The sequence below is a fragment of the Cohnella sp. GCM10027633 genome (genome assembly GCF_042675445.1).
GTDB lineage: Bacteria > Bacillota > Bacilli > Paenibacillales > Paenibacillaceae > Cohnella.
Genome location: NZ_JBHTGV010000009.1, coordinates 11,955 through 35,096 on the forward strand (window position 1 = coordinate 11,955; position 23,142 = coordinate 35,096).

18 protein-coding genes and 1 riboswitch are annotated in these 23,142 nt (G+C 58.8%); of the genes, 5 read left to right on the forward strand and 13 right to left on the reverse strand.

Annotated elements, in window-relative coordinates:
- Positions 1-81: 81 nt before the first annotated feature.
- From ACFQZG_RS18880 to ACFQZG_RS18895, 4 genes are all read right to left on the reverse strand, one after another.
- Positions 82-1,998: a stalk domain-containing protein gene (locus ACFQZG_RS18880; RefSeq protein WP_378155294.1), complete on the reverse strand. Its 1,917-nt coding sequence runs from the start codon at positions 1,996-1,998 to the stop codon at positions 82-84.
- 36 nt (positions 1,999-2,034) lie between these two features.
- Entirely contained in the window at positions 2,035-3,957 is a 1,923-nt protein-coding gene (locus tag ACFQZG_RS18885; RefSeq protein ID WP_378155296.1) for a stalk domain-containing protein, read from the reverse strand.
- 39 nt (positions 3,958-3,996) lie between these two features.
- Entirely contained in the window at positions 3,997-5,115 is a 1,119-nt protein-coding gene (locus tag ACFQZG_RS18890; protein WP_378155298.1) for a S1C family serine protease, read from the reverse strand.
- A 186-nt stretch (positions 5,116-5,301) separates the two neighbouring features.
- Positions 5,302-5,505 (reverse strand): hypothetical protein, encoded by a 204-nt coding sequence (locus ACFQZG_RS18895; protein WP_378155300.1) that lies wholly within the window; start codon positions 5,503-5,505, stop codon positions 5,302-5,304.
- Positions 5,506-5,747: 242 nt separating this feature from the next.
- On the opposite strand from ACFQZG_RS18895, the gene ACFQZG_RS18900 reads away from it, so the two are divergent.
- Together ACFQZG_RS18900 and ACFQZG_RS18905 are read left to right on the forward strand one after the other, a co-directional pair.
- On the forward strand, positions 5,748-5,894 hold the full coding sequence (locus ACFQZG_RS18900) for a hypothetical protein (protein WP_378155302.1): 147 nt from the start codon (positions 5,748-5,750) through the stop codon (positions 5,892-5,894).
- Positions 5,895-5,949: 55 nt separating this feature from the next.
- Positions 5,950-6,492: a hypothetical protein gene (locus tag ACFQZG_RS18905; RefSeq protein WP_378155304.1), complete on the forward strand. Its 543-nt coding sequence runs from the start codon at positions 5,950-5,952 to the stop codon at positions 6,490-6,492.
- Between the two features lie 71 nt (positions 6,493-6,563).
- On the opposite strand, the gene uvrA is transcribed toward ACFQZG_RS18905, so the two are convergent.
- On the reverse strand, positions 6,564-9,422 hold the full coding sequence (uvrA, locus tag ACFQZG_RS18910; protein ID WP_378155306.1) for an excinuclease ABC subunit UvrA: 2,859 nt from the start codon (positions 9,420-9,422) through the stop codon (positions 6,564-6,566).
- A 223-nt stretch (positions 9,423-9,645) separates the two neighbouring features.
- Here uvrA and ACFQZG_RS18915 point away from each other — a divergent pair, with 223 nt between their 5' ends.
- Positions 9,646-10,653 carry a dienelactone hydrolase family protein gene (locus ACFQZG_RS18915; protein ID WP_378155308.1) on the forward strand — a complete coding sequence of 336 codons (1,008 nt, stop codon included), beginning with the start codon at positions 9,646-9,648 and terminating at the stop codon, positions 10,651-10,653.
- Positions 10,654-10,748: 95 nt separating this feature from the next.
- Here ACFQZG_RS18915 and gdhA read toward each other — a convergent pair whose 3' ends face one another.
- The 3 genes from gdhA to uvrB form a co-directional block, all read right to left on the reverse strand.
- Complete coding sequence (gene gdhA / locus ACFQZG_RS18920; RefSeq protein WP_378155310.1) at positions 10,749-12,131, reverse strand: NADP-specific glutamate dehydrogenase; 1,383 nt, start codon at positions 12,129-12,131, stop codon at positions 10,749-10,751.
- Between the two features lie 47 nt (positions 12,132-12,178).
- Positions 12,179-13,153, reverse strand: coding sequence for a diaminopimelate dehydrogenase (locus tag ACFQZG_RS18925; protein ID WP_378155312.1), 975 nt, complete (start codon positions 13,151-13,153; stop codon positions 12,179-12,181).
- A 318-nt stretch (positions 13,154-13,471) separates the two neighbouring features.
- Complete coding sequence (uvrB, locus tag ACFQZG_RS18930) at positions 13,472-15,472, reverse strand: excinuclease ABC subunit UvrB (protein ID WP_378155314.1); 2,001 nt, start codon at positions 15,470-15,472, stop codon at positions 13,472-13,474.
- Positions 15,473-15,656: 184 nt separating this feature from the next.
- Between uvrB and ACFQZG_RS18935 the strand changes: the two genes are divergently transcribed.
- Positions 15,657-16,772, forward strand: coding sequence for an SPFH domain-containing protein (locus ACFQZG_RS18935; protein WP_378155316.1), 1,116 nt, complete (start codon positions 15,657-15,659; stop codon positions 16,770-16,772).
- A gap of 3 nt (positions 16,773-16,775) precedes the next feature.
- A complete protein-coding gene (locus ACFQZG_RS18940; protein WP_378155318.1) occupies positions 16,776-17,894 on the forward strand; it encodes a TFIIB-type zinc ribbon-containing protein in 1,119 nt (372 codons plus the stop codon).
- Here ACFQZG_RS18940 and ACFQZG_RS18945 read toward each other — a convergent pair.
- The 5 genes from ACFQZG_RS18945 to ACFQZG_RS18965 all read right to left on the reverse strand — a co-directional run bounded on the left by ACFQZG_RS18945 (position 17,891) and on the right by ACFQZG_RS18965 (position 23,135).
- Positions 17,891-18,208, reverse strand: a complete 318-nt coding sequence (locus tag ACFQZG_RS18945; protein WP_378155320.1) for a DMT family transporter — start codon at positions 18,206-18,208, stop codon at positions 17,891-17,893. The genes ACFQZG_RS18940 and ACFQZG_RS18945 overlap by 4 nt on opposite strands.
- A 1-nt stretch (position 18,209) precedes the next feature.
- The gene (locus ACFQZG_RS18950) at positions 18,210-18,557 is read right to left on the reverse strand and encodes a DMT family transporter (RefSeq protein ID WP_378155322.1); all 348 of its coding nucleotides are present in this window, start codon (positions 18,555-18,557) and stop codon (positions 18,210-18,212) included.
- A 121-nt stretch (positions 18,558-18,678) separates the two neighbouring features.
- A riboswitch (guanidine-I (ykkC/yxkD leader) is annotated at positions 18,679-18,792 on the reverse strand.
- Between the two features lie 40 nt (positions 18,793-18,832).
- A complete protein-coding gene (locus ACFQZG_RS18955) occupies positions 18,833-20,257 on the reverse strand; it encodes a PDZ domain-containing protein (RefSeq protein ID WP_378155324.1) in 1,425 nt (474 codons plus the stop codon).
- A gap of 80 nt (positions 20,258-20,337) precedes the next feature.
- Positions 20,338-21,813, reverse strand: coding sequence for a S41 family peptidase (locus tag ACFQZG_RS18960; RefSeq protein ID WP_378155326.1), 1,476 nt, complete (start codon positions 21,811-21,813; stop codon positions 20,338-20,340).
- A gap of 146 nt (positions 21,814-21,959) precedes the next feature.
- Positions 21,960-23,135: a murein hydrolase activator EnvC family protein gene (locus ACFQZG_RS18965; RefSeq protein WP_378155328.1), complete on the reverse strand. Its 1,176-nt coding sequence runs from the start codon at positions 23,133-23,135 to the stop codon at positions 21,960-21,962.
- Positions 23,136-23,142: the final 7 nt, after the last annotated feature.

The window sequence follows — 23,142 nt, forward strand, 5'->3', positions numbered from 1 at the left end:
ATGGAAGTGTATTGCAAGCGCGAAACTGCCCTTACGGTGGAAGAAACTCCGACCGTAAGGGCAGCTTGGGCGAATCGGGTATTAGTTGAACTTGAACGAGTTCAGCGCGTCTTCGAGTTGCTTCGTGTTCAATGGGGTCGCGGAAACCGTACTGGAGATCGACATTAGCATGAACGTATTCCCGTTCTTCTCGAACAAGTAAACGTCCACCGTACCGGCTACCTCCGATGCTTCCGTCGACGATAGCCGAATTCGCGTCGCCTCAGCCCCGGCTAACGTCACCTTCGTCTTCGACTCCAGCTTCAGCTTCAGCATGGAAGCGAACATCTCCTCCATGCCGTCCTCGTACTGGCTCGACAAAGCCCCTTCTTCAATGGAAATATAGATACCGTTCCCGAAGCTTTCGAAGGTGACCTCGCTCTCTTCCATGTCGGAAGCGGATCCGATCCAATGCTTCGGAACAGTGATGCTGTAACCGTATGCCTTGCTCGTCTTCGTCACAAGCACGTTCACGTCGCGAGTATCGTTCTCGTCCGGCACCTGTCCGAAGTTGTTCTCGACGGCCGCGAAATCGATTTTCAAGCCCGAAGTCATCTCTTGCAACACATCCGCGACCGCAGCCTTCCGCTCCTGCGGGTAGGACAACGTTACATCGTATTTGTAGTCGCCTTTCATCGCGTAGACCGATACCGCATGGGTCCAGTTCTTCGCATCTTCGGAGAAGGAGACGTACACCGCCTTCGCGGGAACGCCGTTCCACGTGATCGAATCGATCTTTTCCACTTTGCGATACGGCTCGAGTATCATATCCTCAAGATACCGAACGTCCCGCTCTACCCATGCGTCGATCGTATCGCCCGGCATAACCGAGTTAACGATGATCTTCAGCGTCTCGTCTTCCGGGCCTTCGTAGGAGGGGCCCGCCTCTTCGTCCTCATCGTAATAGACATTCTCGTTCCAGGAAACCGGCAGCTTCAGTTGCAATCCATAGGTCGCGTTCGCATAGGAAATCTTTCCGTTGTTGACGATCGTCAGATCCTTCAGCGACTTGTTCGCCGAATCGAACGACGTCCTGAAGCTATCGAGAAGCGTCTTGTAAGCGTCCAACTCCGCTTTCGACTTCGCCTTCTTGCCGAATACGACCGTGTAGAAGTTACCGTTGCGCTGAATGCCGCGGTACTCGTAAAAGAAGCCGTTGTCGTCTTTCATGACGAGGCGTTGGAACGTATCCGTTCCTCGCGTAACCGCCGACACGTCGACGAGCGTTCTGCCGTACACGCCCCTCTTCAGCAACTCCCTCTGTTCCTCCGCATCGAGAGGCTCCTTCGCCTCGTCGACGTAAACCGCCATGTAGAACTCGCCCTTCACGTCGGCGAACGAAATTCTCGAGCCCTTGCTCCATTGCTCGTCTTGCGCCAGATTCGTCGGCAAGTTCATCGACCACTTGTAGTAGCTGTCGCCGACCTTGTTCTTGCCGGCATCCGAGTCGATACCGCTGCCCGATGCCCCCGGCGATGCGCTCGTGCCCTTCACGACGAGTTCTTTGGTCTTTGCATCCGTTGAGGTCTTGAAACCGAGAGCCTTCGAGATCGCGTCGAGAGGCACCATCGTGACGCCCGCCTTATCGGCCGGAGCTACCGGAAGCGTCGTCTTCTTGCCGTCGACCGTCGCGGCCTTGCTTCCCTTCGTAAGGACGACCGTATGCTTCAGATGCGTTAACTTCAAGCTCGTGCCGCTTGGCTTAAGCGTTGCGCCGAAGCCCTTCGCGTTCGTGAATACGCTGAGCGGGACCATGGCGATTTTGCCGGAATTGTACGGCGGTTGAATTTTGATTTTCTCCCCGTTCGCGCTCATCTGGCCGCTGCCGATCTTCACGCGGACCTCGACCGCCTTGGGGGCCGGGGTTGCGGCCGCATGGACGGGCAGCGCGGACAGGATGAGCAGTATGAACGTAAGCAGGAGGAGATAAGGCGTCTTTGCATTCATCGTACGGATCATGTATAAGTGCTCCTCTCGGGAATCGCCCACCGATCCTTAGTTAACCTTGAACGAGGCGAATGCGTCTTCCAGTTGTTTCACAATGAACGTCGAGGAGTTGGCCAGGAAGTACGAACCTTCGACGACATAGAAGTTTCCGTTATATACGAACAAGTAGCTGATCGAATGATACGGAGTGACTTCATCATTATTGTTTTTATTTTCGACGACGAGTTTGTATGCGGTCTGGCCGGCGAAAGTCGTCTGCGTCGATTCCAGAAGACGATACTTGCTATCTTGGGCAGCTAATTCATTCATTTGCCTCCGAACATCCTCGTAAGTCGGACGAGCGTCCGATACGCCTTCATAGACGTTAACGGTGAAATTGCCGCCGAAGAACGAGAAGTCGAGATCGTCCGTTTCCAGCGTTTTCGAATCCATCGTCCAATGATCGGGAAGCGTCATGGAATACTTATACTTAACGTTCGTCTTCACCGACGTTTTCGTACGGTCCAACGTCAAGTATTCGTCCGGAATTTCTCCGAAGTTCCCCTCGACCGTCGCGAAATCGACCTTCATCGTCTTCAGCAACTGATCAAGAGTAATGCCTTTCTTGTCCTTCATCGCGTCCGTATACGCGAATTCCGTGTAGTATCTGTATTTGCCGTTCAGCGCGAAAATCTCGTACTCTTCCCACCACTCGTACGTATCGTAGGAGTACTTGAGCTTGACCGCTTTCGCCGGAATGCCGTTCCATACGACGTCGATATGCTCGACGACTTGACCGTACTCCGCGCTGAAATAATCGGTAAACCGCTTCAGCTTGCGCTCGATCCACTCGTCCGTCGTCATGCCGGCTTCCGGACTCGACACGTCCATCCATAAATAAGCGCCGTCGTTCGAATAGTACGGATACGTAACCTCCGGATCCGAAGCCCATGCCTTAGGCAACTGCAGCGTCAGTCCGTAATCCTCGTATTTAAGCGACTTGAAGCCGCCGATGATCTTGGTCATGTCCTTCAACGACTTGTCGGAGGCGTTGAACAACGTCTTGAAGCTGTCCAGGATACCGGTCTCCTTGCTCAATTCGGCGATGCTCGAAGCTTTTTTACCGAAAATAATGACGTAAAACTGTTTATTCGCTTGAATGCCGCGTTGCTCGTAGAAGAAACCGGACTTGTTCTTCGTCACGATCTTCTCGTAGCTGACTCCAAGCGATACGTTCACCGTACGCTTATCCATGACGGTTTCGTCCTTCTGCACGTACGCTTGCAGCCGCTCGCGTTTCTCCGTCGTCGTCAGGTCTTCTTCCGCTTCTTCTACGAATATCCCTAAGTAGTACTCCTTCTTCACGTCGCGGAACACGAGCGAGTCGCCGTTCTCGGATTGCGTATCCTGAACGAGTCCGGTCGGATAATTCATCGACCACTTATAGTAGCTGTCACCGATCTTGTTCTTCCCCGCGTCCGAATCGATGCCGTTGCCCGCCGGAGCAGCCGTCGCGCTCGCCCCTTTGAGGACGAGTTCCTTCGTCTTCGCGTCCGTAGACTGCTTCAAGCCGAGCGCCTTCGCGATCGCGTCGAGCGGAACCATCGTGACGCCCGCCTTGTCGACCGGCGCAACCGGCAACGTAGCCTTCTTGCCGTCGAACGTCGCGACCTTGCTCCCCTTCGTCAGAACGAGCTTATGCTTCAGGTACGCGAGCTGGATATTTTTGCCCGACGGCTTGAGCGTTGCGCCGAAGCCTTTCGCGTTCGTGAACACGCTGAGCGGCACCATCGCGATTTTGCCGGCATTGTACGGCGGTTGAATTTTGATTGTCTCCCCGTTCACGCTCATCTGGCCGCTGCCGACCTTTACGCGAACCTCGACTTGTTTGCTTGCGGTTTCGGCCGCTTGAACGGGCAACGCCGCGATGAAGAACAGAACGAACGCGAGCAATATCGCGAACGGACGCTTCGAACGAATGCTAAAATTCATGGAATAAGTGCTCCTCTCGAATAGGAAAAATGACGCTGGTTAACCTTCGGACAACACAAGACTGCGCGTTACCAGATCGCCGTCCGACAATACTTCGACCTTCACGGTATCGCCCGGCAAGTAGGCCTTGAGCAGCTCCGTCAGCTCGACTTCCGTATACGCGGTTTTGCCGCCGATCGCGAAGATTTGGTCCCCTTCCGCGAAACCTGCTTTCCTAGCGGCATCCGTGCGCGTCGAGACGACCGTCATCGGCTCCTCGGTAGGCAAGCCTACGACGGCCGACCAGCTCTCCTCCAGCTCGAGGCCGAGCGACGCGCGCTTCACCTTGCCGTACTTATAGAAGTGGTTCAGCACGTATTGCACCGTGTCGGCCGGAATCGCGAAGCCGATGCTGTCGATATCGACGTCGACGAACTTCATCGAGTTGATGCCGACGACTTCCCCCTTCAGGTTGACGAGCGGCCCGCCGCTGTTGCCCGGGTTGATCGCCGCGTCCGTCTGGATCAAGTTGTAATCGGACGAGATCGAACGGTTCATGCCGCTAACGACGCCGACCGTCGCCGTATTCCGCAACGAGAACGACACCGGCGTCCCGATCGCGATCGCCGTCTCCCCGACCTGCAACTGCAGCGGCGACTTCGCGAACGCCGCGGGCTTCAGTCCCGTCTTGTTAATCTTCACGAGCGCGAGATCGCTCTTCTCGTCGATCTGCTTGCGCGTGCCGGCATATTCCTTGCCGTCCGCCGTCACGACGACGATCTTCTTCATATCCTTCACGACGTGGGCGTTCGTCACGATCCATCCGTCGCTCTTCACGATGACTCCCGTGCCGTGCGCGAGCGAGAAGCGATTGTCCGCGTATTCGTCGTCCGGCTTGCCGATGATGGCGACGACCGACGGGGATACTTTCTTGATGACGTCCGGCACGATGGCCGTCGTATCGTATGTATACTTCTTCGTCTTCGCGTCGTAGGTTCCCGACCCGCCGACTTGCGCCGTTAACGAGGAAGCCTTGACGTACACTTCTCCGTTGATGACTTTCGCGTCCAACGCGACTTTGTTGCCCCCCGTGCCCGCCGCGATCGCGGTGCCCGCTCCCGTCAGCATGACGGCTAGCGCCAAGCCCGCCAATACGAGCCGATGTCCCCTGCTCTTCAATCCGCCACTCCCCTAGCGCTACCGCGCGTTAACATTGTTAATCAAACAGGTATACTTTACCATAATTAAGGGAAGTTAGGAACCGTTCCAAGATTTTTTTGACGATAAAAAACGCATAAAAAAAACAAGCCGCGGCGCAAGCCGGGCCTGTTCGTTCGTTATCGAATGTAAGTCGCTCTCTTGTCGTTACCAGCCGCTGATCATCTTGAAATCCGCAGCAAGGAATACGAGCAACGAGACCGTGGCAAATCCGATCGCGAATATGTTTTTGCGAGGGCGTTGCATAAGCAGGCGAACCAACCCTGCCGCGATAAGTACCGTGAAGATGATCATGAACACGTCGAACGGCGTGTAGGTGCTGCTATTCTCCGCAGCTTCCGCAAGGAACATAAGGGTGACCTCCTTTATCTGACCTTCTGAACCCATCTTTATCTATGTTAGCTTCTGGACAGCCTTGTTGCAAGTCCGAATTGAGCCCCGTAACAACTTTGTCACACATCCGTTCCCGTTCGGTAAAAAGGAAGAAGAACCGCTTGGATATTATTCGCGGCATTCGCGAAATTTAGTCGAAGCGGGAACGAATAGGATCATCCGATCGCCGCGCTTAGATTGAATCGCAGGAGGGATAACCCATGAACGAGGACAGCCCGACGATCGCCAGTCTGTCTCAGGACGAGCTCGGCGAGATCCAACGGATCGAGCAACAACTCTCCGAACGGACCGGCCATACGATCGCGTTGATCGCGTACGATCTCGACAATCGCGTGCAGACTGATTGAAACCGGATAAGATGTCCATACTAGAGGGGAATCCAACAATTGGGAGGAACCTCTCGTGAACAAACGACTGCTCATGCTCCTCGTTGTCGTCCTGATGACCGTATCGGCCCCATTGATGGCCGCTGCCGCAACGCCCGACGGCGACAAACGCAATTCCGAGCCCCGGCCTTCGCTGGATTGGAAAGCGTACCCGGCCGAGATCCAAGCGCTGAAAGTTCAACTGGACGATATTCGCGACCAACAAAAAGGGCTGTTCGTCCAAATGAAAGACCAGCACCGGCAAATCCGGGACGCGCGCAAATCGCTATCCGACAATCAGCGCAAAACGCTGAAGAAGGATGCCCAGAAAATTATCGAGCAAATGAAGTCGACCCGGGATTCGATCCATACGCTGCGCGACCAAAAACGCGTATCCTGGGACAGCTTCCATTCGCACTCCAAGGAGAAGCAATGGAGCGAAGCGAAAAACGACCTTCAGACGATCGTGCAAAAGAAGCAGCAAATTCTCGAGAACCAAAAGGGCATATTGAAGCTCCAGCAACAGCTGTTGCTGCTCATGAAGCCTTCCGCCAGCACGCATTTCCACGCGGAGCAATAACGAAGACAAAACCGCCAAGGCGCATCTCGCGATGCCCTTGGCGGTTTTGCGTTCATTCGTGCGATCGTTCGTTATACGTTCGCCAAAGCCGCTTCGGTACGCGCGCGATCGCGCTCGAGAACCGGGCCGAGATAACGGCCCGTGTAAGACTTCTCGACCTTCGTCACGTCTTCCGGCGTGCCGGTCGCGACGATCGTGCCGCCGCCGTTGCCGCCTTCCGGTCCGAGGTCGACCAAGTAGTCGGCCGTCTTGATGACGTCCAGATTGTGCTCGATGACGAGCACGCTCTCGCCGGAATCGACGAGACGGTGCAACACTTGCAGCAGACGGTCGATATCGTCGACATGGAGGCCGGTCGTCGGCTCGTCGAGGATATACAGCGTCTTGCCCGTGCTCCGCCGGTACAGCTCGGCCGCCAGCTTCACCCGCTGCGCCTCGCCGCCGGACAGCGTCGTCGCCGGCTGCCCGAGGTTCATGTAGCCGAGTCCGACGTCCATAAGCGTCTGCATCTTGCGGTGAATGCGCGGGATATTGACGAAGAACTCCGTCGCGTCTTCGATCGTCATCTCGAGCAGCTCGGAGATGCTCTTGCCCTTGTACTTCACCTCGAGCGTCTCGCGATTGTAGCGCTTGCCCTTGCACACCTCGCAAGGAACGTAGACGTCAGGCAGGAAGTGCATCTCGATCTTGATGATGCCGTCGCCCTTGCACGCTTCGCAGCGGCCGCCCTTCACGTTGAAGCTGAAGCGGCCCTTCTTATACCCGCGCACCTTCGACTCGTTGGTCATCGCGTATACGTCGCGGATGTCGTCGAATACGCCGGTATACGTCGCCGGGTTGGATCGCGGCGTTCGGCCGATCGGGGATTGATCGATATCGATGACCTTCTCGAGGTTGTCGATGCCCGCGATCTCCTTATGCTCGCCGGGACGCGTCTTGGCTTTATTCAAATCGCGGGCCAGCGTCTTGTACAGGATCTCGTTGACGAGCGTCGACTTGCCGGAGCCGGACACGCCGGTCACCGCCGTGAAGACGCCGAGCGGAATCTTCGCGCTGATGTTCTTCAGGTTGTTCTCCTTGGCGCCCTTGATCTCGAGCCACTTGCCGTTCGGCTTGCGGCGAGTAAGCGGAACGGGGATGAACTTGCGGCCGCTCAGGTACGCGCCGGTAAGCGACTTCTCGTCCGCCATCACTTGCGCCGGCGTTCCTTGAGAGATGATCGTCCCGCCGTGGATGCCCGCGCCCGGCCCGATGTCGATAATATAATCGGCCGCCATCATCGTATCCTCGTCATGCTCGACGACGATGAGCGTATTGCCGAGATCGCGCATATGCTCGAGCGTCTGAATGAGACGGTCGTTATCCCGTTGATGCAGACCGATGCTCGGCTCGTCGAGAATGTACAGGACGCCCATCAGGCTCGAGCCGATCTGCGTGGCCAAGCGAATGCGCTGCGCTTCGCCTCCCGACAACGAACCGGCCGAACGCGACAGCGTCAAGTAGTCTAGGCCGACGTTCACCAGGAAACCTAGCCGGTTGTTGATCTCCTTCAGGATGAGATTCGCGATCGTCTGTTCCTTCTCGGTCAGCGTCAAGCCGTCGAAGAACCTCTGCGCGTCCCCGATAGACAGCGACGTCACGAAGCCCATGTTCTCGCCGCCGATCGTGACGGCCAGCGACTCCTTCTTCAGGCGTTGTCCTTTGCAGGACGCGCAAGGCTGGGCGCTCATGTACGCTTCGATGAATTCGCGAATGCCTTCGGAGCCGGTCTCCCGGTAACGGCGCTCGAGATTGTGCACGACGCCTTCGAACGGCACCTGCGCGTCCCGGGTATGTCCGAATTCGTTCTCGTAACGGAACCGGATCTTCTCGCCGCCGGTACCGTAGAGAATGACGTTCAGATGCTTGTCGCTCAATCCTTCGATCGGTTTGTCGGTCGGAATGCCGTAGTGGGCGCACACCGCCGCCAGAAACTGCGGGTAGTAGTTGGACGTGCTGCCCGCCCACGCTTCGAACGCGCCGTCGTCGATGCTCCGGGTGCGGTCGGGTACGAGCAAGTCCGGGTCGACAACCATCTTCGCCCCTAATCCGTCGCACGTCGGGCAAGCTCCGAACGGCGAGTTGAAGGAGAACATGCGCGGCGCCAACTCGTCGATCGAGAAGCCGCACTGCGGACAAGCGAGATTGGAGTTGAACAGCAGCTCTTCCTTGTCGATGACGTCCACGATAATCTGTCCGCCGGACAGCTTGAGTCCGGTCTCGAGGGAATCTGCCAGACGCGTCGCGACGTCGTCCTTCACGACGATCCGGTCGACGACGACCTCGATCGAGTGCTTCTTGTTCTTCTCCAGCTCGATCTTCTCGGACAGGTCGCGAATCTCGCCGTTCACGCGCACGCGCACGAACCCTTGCTTCTGCGCGTCCTGAAGCAGCTTGCTGTGCTCGCCCTTGCGTCCGGAGACGATCGGAGCGAGAATCTGCAGGCGCGTACGCTCCGGATATTCCATAATCCGGTCGACCATCTGCTCGACCGTCTGCGAGGTGATCTCGATGCCATGCTCCGGGCAATGCGGACGGCCGACGCGGGCGAACATCAGACGCAGGTAGTCGTAAATTTCCGTAACGGTGCCGACGGTCGAGCGGGGGTTGCGGCTCGTCGTCTTCTGGTCGATCGATATCGCCGGCGACAGACCTTCGATCGAGTCGACGTCCGGTTTGTCCATCTGGCCGAGAAATTGGCGCGCGTACGCGGACAACGATTCCACGTATCTGCGCTGGCCCTCGGCGTAAATCGTATCGAATGCGAGCGACGACTTGCCGGAACCGGACAGCCCGGTCAACACGACGAACTTGTCGCGCGGTATCGTCACGTCGATATTTTTCAAATTATGGGCGCGGGCGCCCTTGATTACGATACTCTCGTTGGCCAACGAATAAAGCCCCTTTCGCGACGGCGCGGGGGGCTTCGATGTCGCCAACCGCAGTCGATCCGAATAAGAATGTACGTTCCCATTCATTATAGCGGACGGCGAACGGTCATGCAAATCGATTTTCGCGCCGCATTCTGCCAAGAGGGGACTGCACAACAAGACGATCGTGCGTTACGCTAAGAGTTATAAGTACCTATTCCTCATCTATTGGAGACGATCGAATATGTGGAATCCAGACCGTTACTTGCAAGACTTGCTTGCCCGGACCAAGCCGGAGTTTGCGTTCGCGGCAGCGTCGCAGGAGGAACTCGCCGATTGGCAAAGCCGGCTTCGCGAGCGGTTCGCGGCCGCTCTCGGCGGCGCGCCGGGCGAGCCCGCGCCCCTTGACCCGAAACCGTTGGAGTCCGTCGACTGCGGGGAATACGTACGGCACCGGGTCGAACTCGGCACGTTCGACAGCCTGCGCATGCCGTGTTACCTGCTCGTCCCCAAAGGAATCGACGAGCCTCGTCCCGCGGTAATCGCCCTGCACGGACACGGCTTCGGAAGCAAGGACGCCGTCGGCCTGAACGAGGACGGCACGCCGAACGAGGGCGACGGCGGCTACCACCGCAAGTTCGCCGAGCGTCTTGCGCTGGCGGGTTACGTCGCGCTCGTCCCCGAACTGCTCGGCTTCGGCGATCGGAAGCTCGCCGAAGACGCGAACAACTACGCGTCCTGCCACCGGATCTCCACGTTCCTGCTCGCCGTGGGCAAGACGATGGCTGGCGCGCGCGTCTTCGAGACGCTGCGTTGCATCGACTATTTACAGACGCTCCCTTACGTCGCCGGCAACCGGATCGGATGCATGGGCATCTCCGGAGGCGGTCTCGTCGCGACGTTCGCGACGGCGATCGACGATCGTCTTCGCGCCGCGGTCGTCAGCGGCTTCTTCAATACATTCGAGGCCAGCATCCTCGGCATGCACCATTGCGTCGATAACTACGTGCCGGGCTTGTCGCTGATCGCCGAGCTTCCCGACCTATTCGGCCTGATCGCGCCGCGTCCGCTGCTGATCGAAGCCGGTACGAAGGACCACATCTTCCCGATCGAGGCGGTGAACGCTTCCTACCCTCGCCTGCAGGAGATGTACCGGGTAGCCGGCGCGGACGGCAATCTCGACATCGACGTCTTCGACCGCGGCCATGAAATATCCGGGGCGAAAGCGTACGATTGGTTCGGGCGGCTGTAACCCGGATATTCCCCATAAATCGAAAAAGACGACCGTCATTGAATCGACGGTCGTCTTTCTTATGAAAAAATTGCGGTATTCGTTATGGATAGCTATTAGATAACGCCGTGAGCCAGCATCGCGTCCGCGACTCTGGTAAAGCCCGCGATGTTCGCGCCGACGACCAGGTTGCCCGGGTGGCCGTACTCGTTCGCCGCTCTCATGCTGTTGCGGTAAATGTTGCGCATGATCTCGTGCAGCTTCGCGTCGACTTCCTCGAACGTCCAGGAGAGGCGCATGCTGTTCTGGGACATTTCCAGCGCGGATACGGATACGCCGCCGGCGTTCGCCGCCTTGGCAGGTCCGAACAGCACTTTGTTGTTCAGGAACACGTCGATCGCTTCGAGCGTGGACGGCATGTTCGCGCCTTCGCCGACCGCTTTGACGCCGTTAGCGACGAGAACCTTCGCGGATTCCTCGTTGATCTCGTTCTGCGTCGCGCAAGGAAGCGCGATGTCGCAAGGAATCGACCAGATGCCTTCGCAGCCTTCGAAGTACTCCGCGCTCGGATGCGTGACCAAGTATTCCTTGATCCGCTTGCGCTCGACTTCCTTCAACTGAACGACCGTCTTCAGGTCGATGCCGTTCTTGTCGTAGATGTAGCCGTTGGAGTCGGAACAAGCGACGACCGTAGCGCCAAGCTCTTGCGCCTTCTTGATCGCGTAGATCGATACGTTGCCGGAACCGGAGACGACGACCGTGCTGTCCTTGAAGCTCATGCCTTGATCCTTCAGCATTTCGTCCACGAAGTAGACGCAGCCGTAGCCCGTCGCTTCGGTACGAGCCAAGCTTCCGCCGTAGCCGACGCCTTTGCCCGTCAATACGCCGGCAGGGTAGCCGCCGCGAATGCGCTTGTACTGGCCGTACATGAAGCCGATCTCGCGTCCGCCTACGCCGATGTCGCCGGCCGGCACGTCTTCGTCCGGACCGATGTACTTGTTAAGCTCGGTCATGAAGCTTTGGGTGAAGCGCATGACTTCCGCGTCGGACTTGCCTTTCGGATCGAAGTCCGATCCGCCTTTGCCGCCGCCGATCCATTGTCCCGTCAGCGAGTTTTTGAAAATTTGCTCGAAGCCGAGGAACTTGATGATGCTCGCGTTAACGGACGGGTGGAAACGAAGGCCGCCCTTGTATGGTCCGATCGCGCTGTTGAACTGAACGCGGAAGCCGCGGTTCACTTGCACTTTGCCTTGGTCATCCGTCCAAGGCACGCGGAACGAGACGATTCTTTCCGGCTCGGAGATGCGCTCGAGGATCGCGTTCTCTTTGTATTTCGGGTGCTTCGCGAAGACGGGAACAAGGGAATCGAAAATTTCTTTGACCGCTTGGTGGAATTCGTTCTCGCCGGGATTGCGTTTCTTAACCGTTTCGTACACTTCGTTGACGTAAGCTTTAGCAGCCTGCAAGTCTGTAGACCGGATCTCTTGAGCGATACTCATTCGTTTCTCGTCTTCTTTCTTTATATAATTTGGCGTTGCGACAACACTTAGAGAAGCTCTTTACGCAGTTCTTCCGCCGACTTCGGAGAGAGCAAGCCGAACGGTACGTCGAATACCGTCTTTGCGCCCTTCTGCCCGTCTTTAGCCATGCGATAAACGGCGCGGGCGTAAGCCACGAGCACGCTTGCCGTAAATTCCGGGTTGCTGTCGAGCTTCAAGCTGAACTCGATGATCTGGTTGCTGCCTTGACCGGTACGGCCGCTGCGGATGACGTTGCCGCCGTGCGGCATCGTGCCGTGTTCGGCGCGCAGCGTCTCTTCGCTGACGAAGTGAACGACCGTGTCGTAATCGGCGAAGTAGTTCGGCATGTTGCGGATCTCTTCCGCGATCGCGTCCGCGTTCGCGCCTTCTTCCAGCACGATATAGCATTCGCGCAGATGCTTCTCGCGCGTCTCCAGCTTCGGATTCTCTCCGCCGCGGACGCGAGCGACCGCTTCTTCGCGAGGAATCGTGTACTGAATGCCGTTCTTCACGCCTTTCACGCGGCGGATGGCGTCGGAGTGGCCTTGGCTGACGCCTTTGCCCCAGAACGTGTACTCGTTGCCTTCCGGAAGCACCGCTTCCGCGAGCAGGCGGCTAAGCGAGAACAGGCCCGGATCCCAGCCGGTGGAGATAACGGCGACGTTGCCGCCGGAACGGGCGGACTCGTCGACCTTCGCGAAGTATTCCGGAATGCGCGCGTGCGTATCGAAGCTGTCTACCGTGTTGAACAGCTTGGACAGCGCCGGCCCTTGATCCGGCAAGTCCGTCGCAGAACCGCCGCATAGAATCAAGACGTCGATTTTCCCTCTGTAAGACTCGATCTCGGAGATCGAGATCAACCCGTTGCCCGCCGCTTCCGGACTTCTGCGCGTGAAGATGCCCACGAGCGCAAGATCCGGGTTTTGGCGAATCGCGGCTTCGACGCCGCGGCCGAGATTGCCGTAACCGACGATACCGACTTTCACTTGCTCAGCACTCATAATCCACGTACCTTTCCATCGTTGATTTGTTAGCTATATCCATCGATTCCGTCGCCCGTGACGAAGAAAATCGTTGAAATCCTACAAAGCTGACATGAGCTTCAATACCTTTACTATATTAACTCATGACAGTCCGAGAAAAAAGCGTTTTTTACAGGAAAAGAACAAACTTTATGTAGAAAAATCCATGGAACTGTAACATTTTGCTATATTTATCACAAATTTCGACCACATGTATAGCTAATCTAACAGCAAAAGCTGACAAGACATTCGTCTTGTCAGCTTCCTTATTCATCGGATGTTCGCTATTCGTAACTTTTACAGTCCCGCCTTCAATTCCAGCAAGGCGTCCCGAAGCTCGGCGGCCCGCTCGAACTGCAAGCTCTTCGCCGCTTCCTTCATCTCGGCTTCGAGGCGCTCGATGACGGACAGACGGTCTTTCTTGGACAACTTGCCCAGGTCGTCCTTGCCCGTCAAATACGAGCTCTTCTGCTCGGCGACCTTCGTCGCCTCGATGACGTCGCGCACCTTCTTGCGGATCGTCTGAGGCGTGATGCCGTGCTTCTCGTTGTACGCGGTCTGGATCGCGCGGCGGCGTTCCGTCTCTCCGATCGCCTTCTCCATCGATTCGGTGATCTTGTCCCCGTACATAATGACGCGACCTTCGGAGTTGCGCGCCGCGCGCCCGATCGTCTGGATGAGCGAGCGTTCCGAGCGCAGGAAGCCTTCCTTATCCGCATCGAGAATGGCGACTAGCGTAACCTCCGGCAAGTCCAAGCCTTCCCTCAGCAGGTTGATGCCGATAAGCACGTCGAACGTGCCGAGCCGCAAATCCCGCAAGATGGCCATCCGCTCCAACGTCTTGATATCCGAGTGCAAATAGCGGACCTTGATGCCGACTTCCTTCAAGTAGTCCGTCAGGTCCTCCGACATCTTCTTCGTCAGCGTCGTCACGAGCACGCGCTCGTCGTTCGCGATGCGTACGCGAATCTCGCCGAGTAGATCGTCGATCTGTCCCTTCGTCGGACGAACTTCGATGATCGGATCGACGAGGCCTGTCGGCCGGATGATCTGCTGTACCATCGTCGGGCACTGCTCCATCTCGTAAGGCCCCGGCGTCGCGGACACGTAGACGAGTTGCTTCGCCTTCTCTTCGAACTCCTCGAACCGCAGCGGCCGGTTATCCTTCGCGGAAGGAAGGCGGAAGCCGTGGTCGACGAGCACCGTCTTGCGGGCTTGGTCCCCGTTGTACATCGCGCGCACTTGCGGCAGCGTTACGTGCGATTCGTCGATGACGATCAGATAGTCGTCCGGGAAGAAGTCCATGAGCGTATACGGCGTCGCGCCCCGTTCTCGGAACGTCATCGGACCCGAGTAGTTCTCGATGCCGGAGCAGAAGCCCATCTCGGCCATCATCTCCAGGTCGTAGCGGGTACGCTGCTCCAGCCGCTGCGCTTCCAGCAGCTTGCCGTCCTCGCGCAGCTCGGCGAGCCGCTCCTCGAGCTCCCGCTCGATGTTGACGAGCGCGCGCTTCATCTTCTCTTCGCCGGTCACGAAGTGGGAACCCGGGAAGATGACGACGTGATCGCGCGTGCCGGTAATCTCGCCCGTCAGCACGTCGATCTCGGTAATCCGCTCGATCTCGTCGCCGAACATCTCGACGCGGATCGCCTGGTCGCTGCGCGACACCGGGAAGATCTCGATGACGTCGCCGCGTACGCGGAACGTGCCGCGCGTGAAGTTGATATCGTTCCGTTGATACTGAATGTCGACCAGCTTGTGCAGGATCGCGTTGCGGGAGCGCTCCATGCCGACGCGCAAGCTGAGCCGCAGATCGCGGTACTCTTCCGGCGAACCGAGGCCGTAGATGCACGAGACGCTGGCCACGATGATGACGTCGCGGCGTTCGAACAGCGAGGACGTCGAGGAGTGGCGCAGCTTGTCGATCTCGTCGTTGATGCTGGAGTCTTTCTCGATATACGTATCCGTCGAAGGAATGTACGCTTCCGGTTGGTAGTAGTCGTAGTAGCTGACGAAGTATTCCACGGCGTTCTCCGGGAAGAACTCCTTGAACTCGCTGCACAGCTGCGCGGCGAGCGTCTTGTTGTGCGCGATGACGAGCGTCGGCTTGTTCACCTTGGCGATCGTCTGAGCGATCGTGAACGTCTTGCCCGTGCCGGTCGCGCCGAGCAGCGTCTGGTGCCTTCTCCCCGTCTCGATGCCTTCCGCGAGCTCGCGGATCGCCTCCGGCTGATCGCCCTGCGGCGTATATTCCGACACGAGCTTAAAGGGGCGGTTCACTATTTCCGTATCCGACATGCTAGGCATAACTCCCTTCGAATGAACGCTCCGATGTCGTTTTTTCACGAATGTGTGTTCTCGTTTTATTATAACTTTTTGCGCGGAGCGCGTCAAAACGAACGTGGCAAACCTTGTAATATGCGCGGAATCGCTTAGACTGAATAGAGAGGAACAGGACCACCCGAAAAAGGAGAGACGCGCGATGGGATTCATGGATTTCATTAAAGGGCAATTTATCGAGGTCATCGAATGGCTGGACGACAAGGGCGTGCTCGTGCACCGGTTCGAGGCGTACGACAACGCGATCAAGATGGGCGCCAAGCTCGTCGTCCGCGAATCGCAGGCGGCGATCTTCGTGAACGAAGGCCAGCTCGCCGACGTGTTCGGCCCGGGCACGTACACGCTCAGCACGCAGAACATGCCGGTGCTCACCGCGCTTAGATCATGGAAATACAGCTTCAACTCGCCGTTCAAAGCGGACGTCTTCTACGTCAGCACGGCGAACTTCACCGATCTCAAATGGGGCACGACGAACCCGGTCATGATGCGGGACGCCGACTTCGGCGTCGTGAGACTGCGCGGCTTCGGCAGCTACGCGGTCAAGGTCGGCGATCCGGCCGCGTTCCTGCGCGAAATCTTCGGCACGAGGAAAGAATTCTCGACCGAGAGCATCGCCGGCTTCCTGAAATCGATCATCGTCTCCGGCGTCAGCGACTTGATCGGGGAATCGAAAATTCCGGCGATCGATCTGGCCAGCTCCTACGAGGAGCTCGGCGAGCAGGCGGCGCTTCGGCTGCAGCCGAAATTCGAAGCGATGGGCCTCAAGCTGACGGCGCTGACGATCGAGAACCTCTCCCTCCCCGAGGAAGTGGAGAAGATGATCGACAAGCGCTCGTCGATGGGCGTGCTCGGCAACATGGACAACTACATGAAGTTCCAGACCGCCGAAGCGATCCGCGACGCGGCGAACAACGAAGGCGGCGGAGGCGCCGGGTTAGGAGCGGGCATGGGCGCGGGCATGGCGATCGGGCAAACGATGGGACAGCTGTTCCAGCCGAACATCGGCGCGGGCTCGAACGCCGGCGCGGGTGCTCCGCAAGCGCAGCAGCAAGCTCAGGCCGGGCAAACGGCGGCTCCCGCGGCGGCGGCCGGCGGGGTTGCCTGCTCCAACGCCGCGTGCGGCCACCTCCTTCAGCCGGCCGAGAAGTTCTGCGCGGAATGCGGTTCTCCGCGGCCGCAGAAGCGGTTCTGCTCGGAGTGCGGCCGCGAGCTGGCGGCGACGGCGAAGTTCTGTTCCGACTGCGGAACGAAGGCGTAGCGGATGAGCGCGGACACGATGAACGCGCCGGCCGAGGCCGTCCGCTTCCCTTGCGACGGGTGCGGGGGACCGATGGCGTTCGATTCCGAAACCCAAGGGCTGAAGTGCCGGTATTGCGGCGCGGACAAGACGATCGAGAACGCGCTGGCCGAGCCGCGAGAGCATCCGTTCGGCGGCGCGGGCGATTCTCCCGGGCTGCGCGATTGGGGCACGAAGCAGACGGCGATCCATTGCGAGAGCTGCGGCGGGGAGACGCTCATTCCGGCCGGGCAGACGACGGGCTCCTGCGCCTTCTGCGGCTCGCCCAAAGTGCTCGAGCAGGAGGACACCGAGACGATTCGCCCGGAGACGCTCGTTCCTTTTCAAATCTCGGGGGAAGAGGCCCGCGCGTCGTTCGCGGCTTGGAAGAAAAAACGGTGGTTCCTGCCGAGCGCATTCAAGCGGATGAACGTCAGTTCCCAGCTAAGCAGTATCTATATCCCGTACTGGACGTACGACACGGACACGTATTCCGTCTATTCGGCCGAACGCGGCGACTACCATTACCGCACGGTGCAGAAGACGAGAATCGTGAACGGCAAGACGGAGACGACGACGGAACAGGAGCGCTATACCGTGTGGACGCGGGTCAACGGCGACCACGACCGGGCGTTCGACGACATGCTCGTCCCCGCTTCCGGACACTATAACGCGAAGCTGCTGCAGAAGCTCGGCGACTTCGATCTCGGGCAGTTGCTGCCGTATAAGCCGGAGTACTTGAGCGGCTACATCTCCGAGAAGTATTCGGTCACGTGCGAGGAAGGCTGGGAGCGCGCGCAGAACGAAGCCGAGGAGCGGCTCGAACGCGAGATCCGGGGGCGTATAGGCGGAGACGAGATTCGAAGCCTCGACATTCGGACGACTTACAGCGACGTTACTTACAAGCACTTATTGCTGCCCGTATGGAACGCGAGCTATACGTACCAAGGCAAGTCTTACCACTACATGGTGAACGGCCAGACGGGTACCGTCTCCGGCTACGTGCCGCGAAGCGCGTGGAAAATTGCGTTGTTCACGCTAGCATGCCTTGCGGTTGCCGGCGCGATCGCGTTGTTCTTCATCGGCCAGCAGACGCCGGCTTAATCCCCGATCACCTTCAGTCCGACGACGGACGCGATGACGAGCGCCAGACAGAAGATGCGGACCGGTTGGCGGGATTCACCGTAGAACAACATGCCTACGAGCGTCCCGCCGACCGTGCCGATCGCGGTCCAGATCGCGTACGCGGTTCCCATCGAGATCGACTTCATGGCCACGGACAACAACGTAAAGCTGCAGATGAATCCTCCTATGACAAGCAGGATGTTGCCGGCGCTGCGCTTCGCCTTCACGCGATTCATGCCGAGCACGCCGACGACTTCGAACAGTCCCGCCACGATTAACGAAATCCATGCCATGTTACGACTCCCCCTTCTCTTCCTGCGGTTTCGGAGTCGTCAGCTTCAAGCCCGCGATTCCTATGATCAACAGAATAACGAGCGCGACTTTGTCCGGCTTCAACTCCAAGTCGAAGAAGATCGCTTCGGCGAACACCGTCCCCGCGGCTCCGATTCCCGTGAATACGGCGTATACCGTGCCGACCGGCAGCGCGCTCATCGCGTAAGCGATAGCGCCGAAGCTGACGACGATCGCGACCAGCGTCAACGCCCACTCTCCGAACGCGTCCGCGTGTTTCAACCCCGATACCCATCCGATCTCGCACAATCCGCCGAACAATAAGACGAACCAATACCGATTCATTTCCATGCGCTTCGCGCCTCCTTACGTCATACATTGTGTCCCATTACGGCCCCTGAACGCAGAGAAGCCCGGAAGTATCGGCGATCGCAAGGGAAGCTTGGCGCTTCCTTCGCGTTCGTCATCACGATACTCCCGGGCTTTTGTCCCTCCGTGTCCGTCCCCGCCGCTGCGGAAGACGCGCCCCCTCTCGGACCGAACCGCCATGCGCGGGGCATGGCGTGGAACCCTAGGGAGCCGTTTGTGAATGGTTCATTATAAAATAGCTCCTGAGAGCGACGAAGTCAATACTTCTTTTTGGAAGCGGCGACGCGCGACGGCAGTCCCGAATCGGCGGATTCGTTCGCCAGCGCTTCGGCTTCCGCTTCGGCGGCTATCGCGGCGGCCTGCTCGGCAGCCGCTCGCTCGGCGTCGTACCGGGCTCGGGCTTTGGCCGCCTCGGTGCGTCCGAATCTCCGCTTGGCGCCCGCTTCCCTCAGTCCCTGCCAGATCGAGGCGGAACGCGGCGCGGCGACGTAATCGACGTCTTCGTCCGGCGCCAGAATCAAGCCGAGCTGGTAATGCTCGCCTTCGTACTTGGCGCGTTGAACGAAGCGGATATGCCCTTCGCGGTTCACGACCTCCAGCTTCGTGAACGCGGCCTGCTTCCCGATCGCCGCGTGAAGCTCTTCCTTCGTCCGGACGGACGCGCCGTTCACCTTCTTGATGATCTCGCCCGACTGGAAGCCCATCTCTTGCGCCGGCGTACCCGGCAATACCGCCAATACCCTCACGCCCGAGCCGTCCTGCCCGAAGATCGGACCGCGTCCTTCCTCGCGCTTTCTGCCGAACAGAAGCAGCCCTTCATGAAGCGCGAACGCGGCGACGGCCGCGACGATCGTCAGAGGCGACCAGAATTCGGCGCCGGCCGCCAAGCCCGCTATTAAGACGCCATAGACGACGAGCAGATTGCCCGACGTCTTCGCCTTCTTCTCCGGCCACTGCGTCCACGTCCGGTCGCTGAAGCCGATCAATACCGGGAACGCGATCAAGCTCCAGCCGGCGATGCCGTCCGCTTGCCCGAACAAAGGCGTCCACGGCAACGCGATTCCGCTGCCGGACGGCACGAGCCAGAGCAGCGGAATCGGCCAGGCGCCGGACAGCGCGAACGCCCCCATCGGCTTGCCCCGCTTCCCTTCGAGGAATAGCGGAATCGCTTGCTTCGCGCCCTGCAGCCGCACGAGCACGCCTTCCCCGACGTGCAGGACGCCGGCCAGGAACAACAGGCTCGGGACGCTGATCGCGTCCACTTCGTTAACGACGTCCAGCCAGAATCCTTGCGACAGCGAATCGGTTCCGACGGCATCGAGCGCGACTTGCAGCACTCCGAGCGCTCCCGCCGCGTAAGCAAGGCAAATATAGCGCAATCGAAGGATGGCGAGCACGCCCATCGCGATCCATACGCAGAGCAGCGTGCCCTCGGTCAATTCCGCGCCGGCGGCAAGCCCCGCGAGCGACAGCGCGACGCCGACGCCCAAGCCCGCCAAGACGCGCAGCATCGACAAGTAGAGCGCCCCGTACAGCCGGACGTGGAACAATCTTCGTTGCAACAGCGACCCTTGCCTCGCGTGCCAATAGACGATCAGTACCGCGATATATAGATAAGGTTGCGCGAACAGCCGAATCGCGGCTTGTCCCGCTTCGCGCAATAGATCCAGATAAGGCTCCATCCGCCCGTCTCCTCTGTCGTTACATTGTGTGCGGCCGAAGCCGGCCTATACGTATTCGACCCGCGACCGCCCGATTCCTGTTATTCGCCGGCGCCGATCCGGTCGCGGGCTTGGCTCAACGCGGCGAGCCGTTGCTTATCGTATTCCTTGTGCTGAAGCCTTTCATACAGCACTTCCTCCAGCCGGACGGCGGTCGCGTCGTCGACGGCGCCCGTCGCCTGAAGACCTTCTTGCCGTTGGAATCGTTCCAGCGCTTCCCGCGTGCCCTCGCTATAGTAGCCGTCGCGGCGGTCGGCGGGGAAGCCGACGCCTTCGAGCACCGTCTGCAGATTCGCCACCTGCTCGCCCGCGTCGTCCTGCTTCATGACGACGCCTCTAGGCAACTGCAACGCGTAATAGTAATCCGGCTGGGACACCTTGACGTCCGGCTTGATGCCCGTTCCGTTCACCCATGCGCCGTCCGGCAGCAGCCACTTGTACACGGTCAGCTTCATAATGCTGCCGTCCCCGAGTTCCTCTTCGTACGGGATTTGCACCGTTCCCTTGCCATAGGTCGTCTCGCCGACGAGAAGCGCCCCCGCGGACTGCTTCAGCGCGCCCGCGAGAATTTCCGCGGCGCTCGCGCTTTCCCTGTTGATCAGGACGATGATCGGATACGGCTTCGCCTCAGCCAATCCCTGTTCCGCGTAATCGGTTTGGAACGTGCCGTCGCGATATTCATTCTGCATGATCGGCTTGCCCTTCACGACGAACTGGGAAGCGACTTCCCCCGCGGCCTGCACCGTGCCGCCGGGATTGTCCCGCACGTCGATGACGAGCGCCTTCAGGCCGTTCTGCTCGAGCAGCGCCAACTCCTCCGCCACGCTTCTCGCGGTATCGAACGTAAATTTATGAATAGCCAAATAACCGATGCCTTCTTCGGCGATTTCCGAGTTCACCGTAACCGCGTCGATTCGGTCTCTCACGAGCTCCAGGTCGAGCGTACCTTCGATGCCCTCGCGCTTCACGCCCAGCTTCGCCTTCGTCCCTTTCGGGCCGCGGATCTTCGCGATCGCGTCTCTCAGCGTCAGCCCCTGCAGGCTCTCCCCGTTGACCGACAGCAGCACGTCCTTCGACTTCAAGCCCGCTCGCTCCGCCGGCGTTCCCTTGATCGTCGACTCGACGACGACGGTTCCCTTCACCAACGTCAAGTTCGCTCCGATGCCCGTGAACGCGCCTTGGAGTTCGTCCGAGAACGCCTCCGACTCCGACTCCGATTTGTAGACGGAATACGGGTCGTTCAACGCTTCGACCATGCCTTGAATGGCCCCGTCCATTAACCGTTCGCGGTCGGCGGGCAACAGGAACCGCTCCCGGATGAGACCGAACGCTTTATTCAACTTCTCTAGTTCCTTCTCGTTGATTCCTTGTTCGGGCGAAGCGATCGCCGGTTCTTCCCCGTTCTGCGTATCGATCGCCAGAAACCCCGGATATCGCATGGCCGCGTAAGTGGTCATGCCCGCCGCAACGGCCGCAAGCACCATTAACGCCAATACGGTGCGTCCTCGAACCCACACGTCGTTCCCACTCCCTGTGTTGTGCCCTCTTATTGATTATGACAAGCGACGCCGATTCCATCAAGACCAAGCGCGAACGGTTGCCATAAAAAAACAGCCGACCCGGCCACTTCGTCGGGGGATCGGCTGTCTTCTTCCGTGAGCGATTATTTCAAGTACGGCGCCGGATTGACCGGCTCCGAGTTTTTGCGGACTTCGAAGTGCAAGTGGTTGCCCGTCGAATCGCCCGTCGAGCCGACTAACGCGATCTTCTCGCCGCGCTTGACTTCCTCGCCTTCCTTGACGAGAATGCCTCCGTTCATGATATGGCCGTATACGGTCCACAGGCCGCCGCCGTGATCGATGATGACGCAGTTGCCGTAGCCGCTCATCGAGCGGGCCGTAATGACGCGTCCGGATTCCGCCGCGTAGATCGGCGTTCCCCTCGCGACGGCCATGTCCATGCCGGTGTGCAGACGCTTCGTCTTGTAGATCGGGTGGGTCCGATAGCCGAACGCCGAGGTAAGACGGTATTCGGTCTTCAGCGGCATGCCGAGCTTGCCGCCCTTGTAGTATTGCGTGAGCGCCTTCTTCTTCGCCTGCAGCTGCGCGGACTTCTTCGCGAATTCCTTCAGCTGGGCTTCCGCTTCCTCGCTGATCTCTTCCATCTCGTGGATCTGCTCGGCGATGTTCGCGAGCATCGCTTCCTTCGCCTGCTCGTTCGCTTCGAGCTCGGACTTATTCGCTTGCATCTCCGCGTACAGGTCTTTGACGTTCTTAAGCTCGGTCTCGACCTGTTGCTTCTTCAGCTCGACTTCTTCCTTGTAGTCCTTCGCTTGCTCGGCGATATCGTTATCTTGCTTGACGATCGCCTCGACCGAATCGAGCCGCGTCAAGAAGTCGGGCAGGTCGGACGAATCCATGAGCACGTCAAGGAACGAGGCAGGCCCGGCCATGTACGCCATGCGGACGCGGTTGTCCATCAGCTCGAGGCGCAGATCGCGCTGCTTGATCGCGTTCTCCAGCTCCTGGCCGGTCAGGCGAACTCTCTCTTCCGCCGCGTCGATCTTATCCTGCGTGTCATTCAGCTTCTTCTGTACCTGTTGGATGTCGGCGTTCAGCTTGTCGATGTCTTCCTTGGTCGCGGCCTTGTCTCCGTTCAGCTTGTGGACCTTGCTGTCCGCGGCCTTCTGGTTGTTCTGGGCGCGTTCCATCTCCTTCTTTAGCGCGTTCAGCTCCTGGTCGATCTTCTGAATCTGCGTAAGGGCTTGACCCTCGGTGGGACGGACGACGATGGCGGCTACGACCAGCATGGCGAGCAGCAGCGCGATTTTCCTTGTCACGTGTATG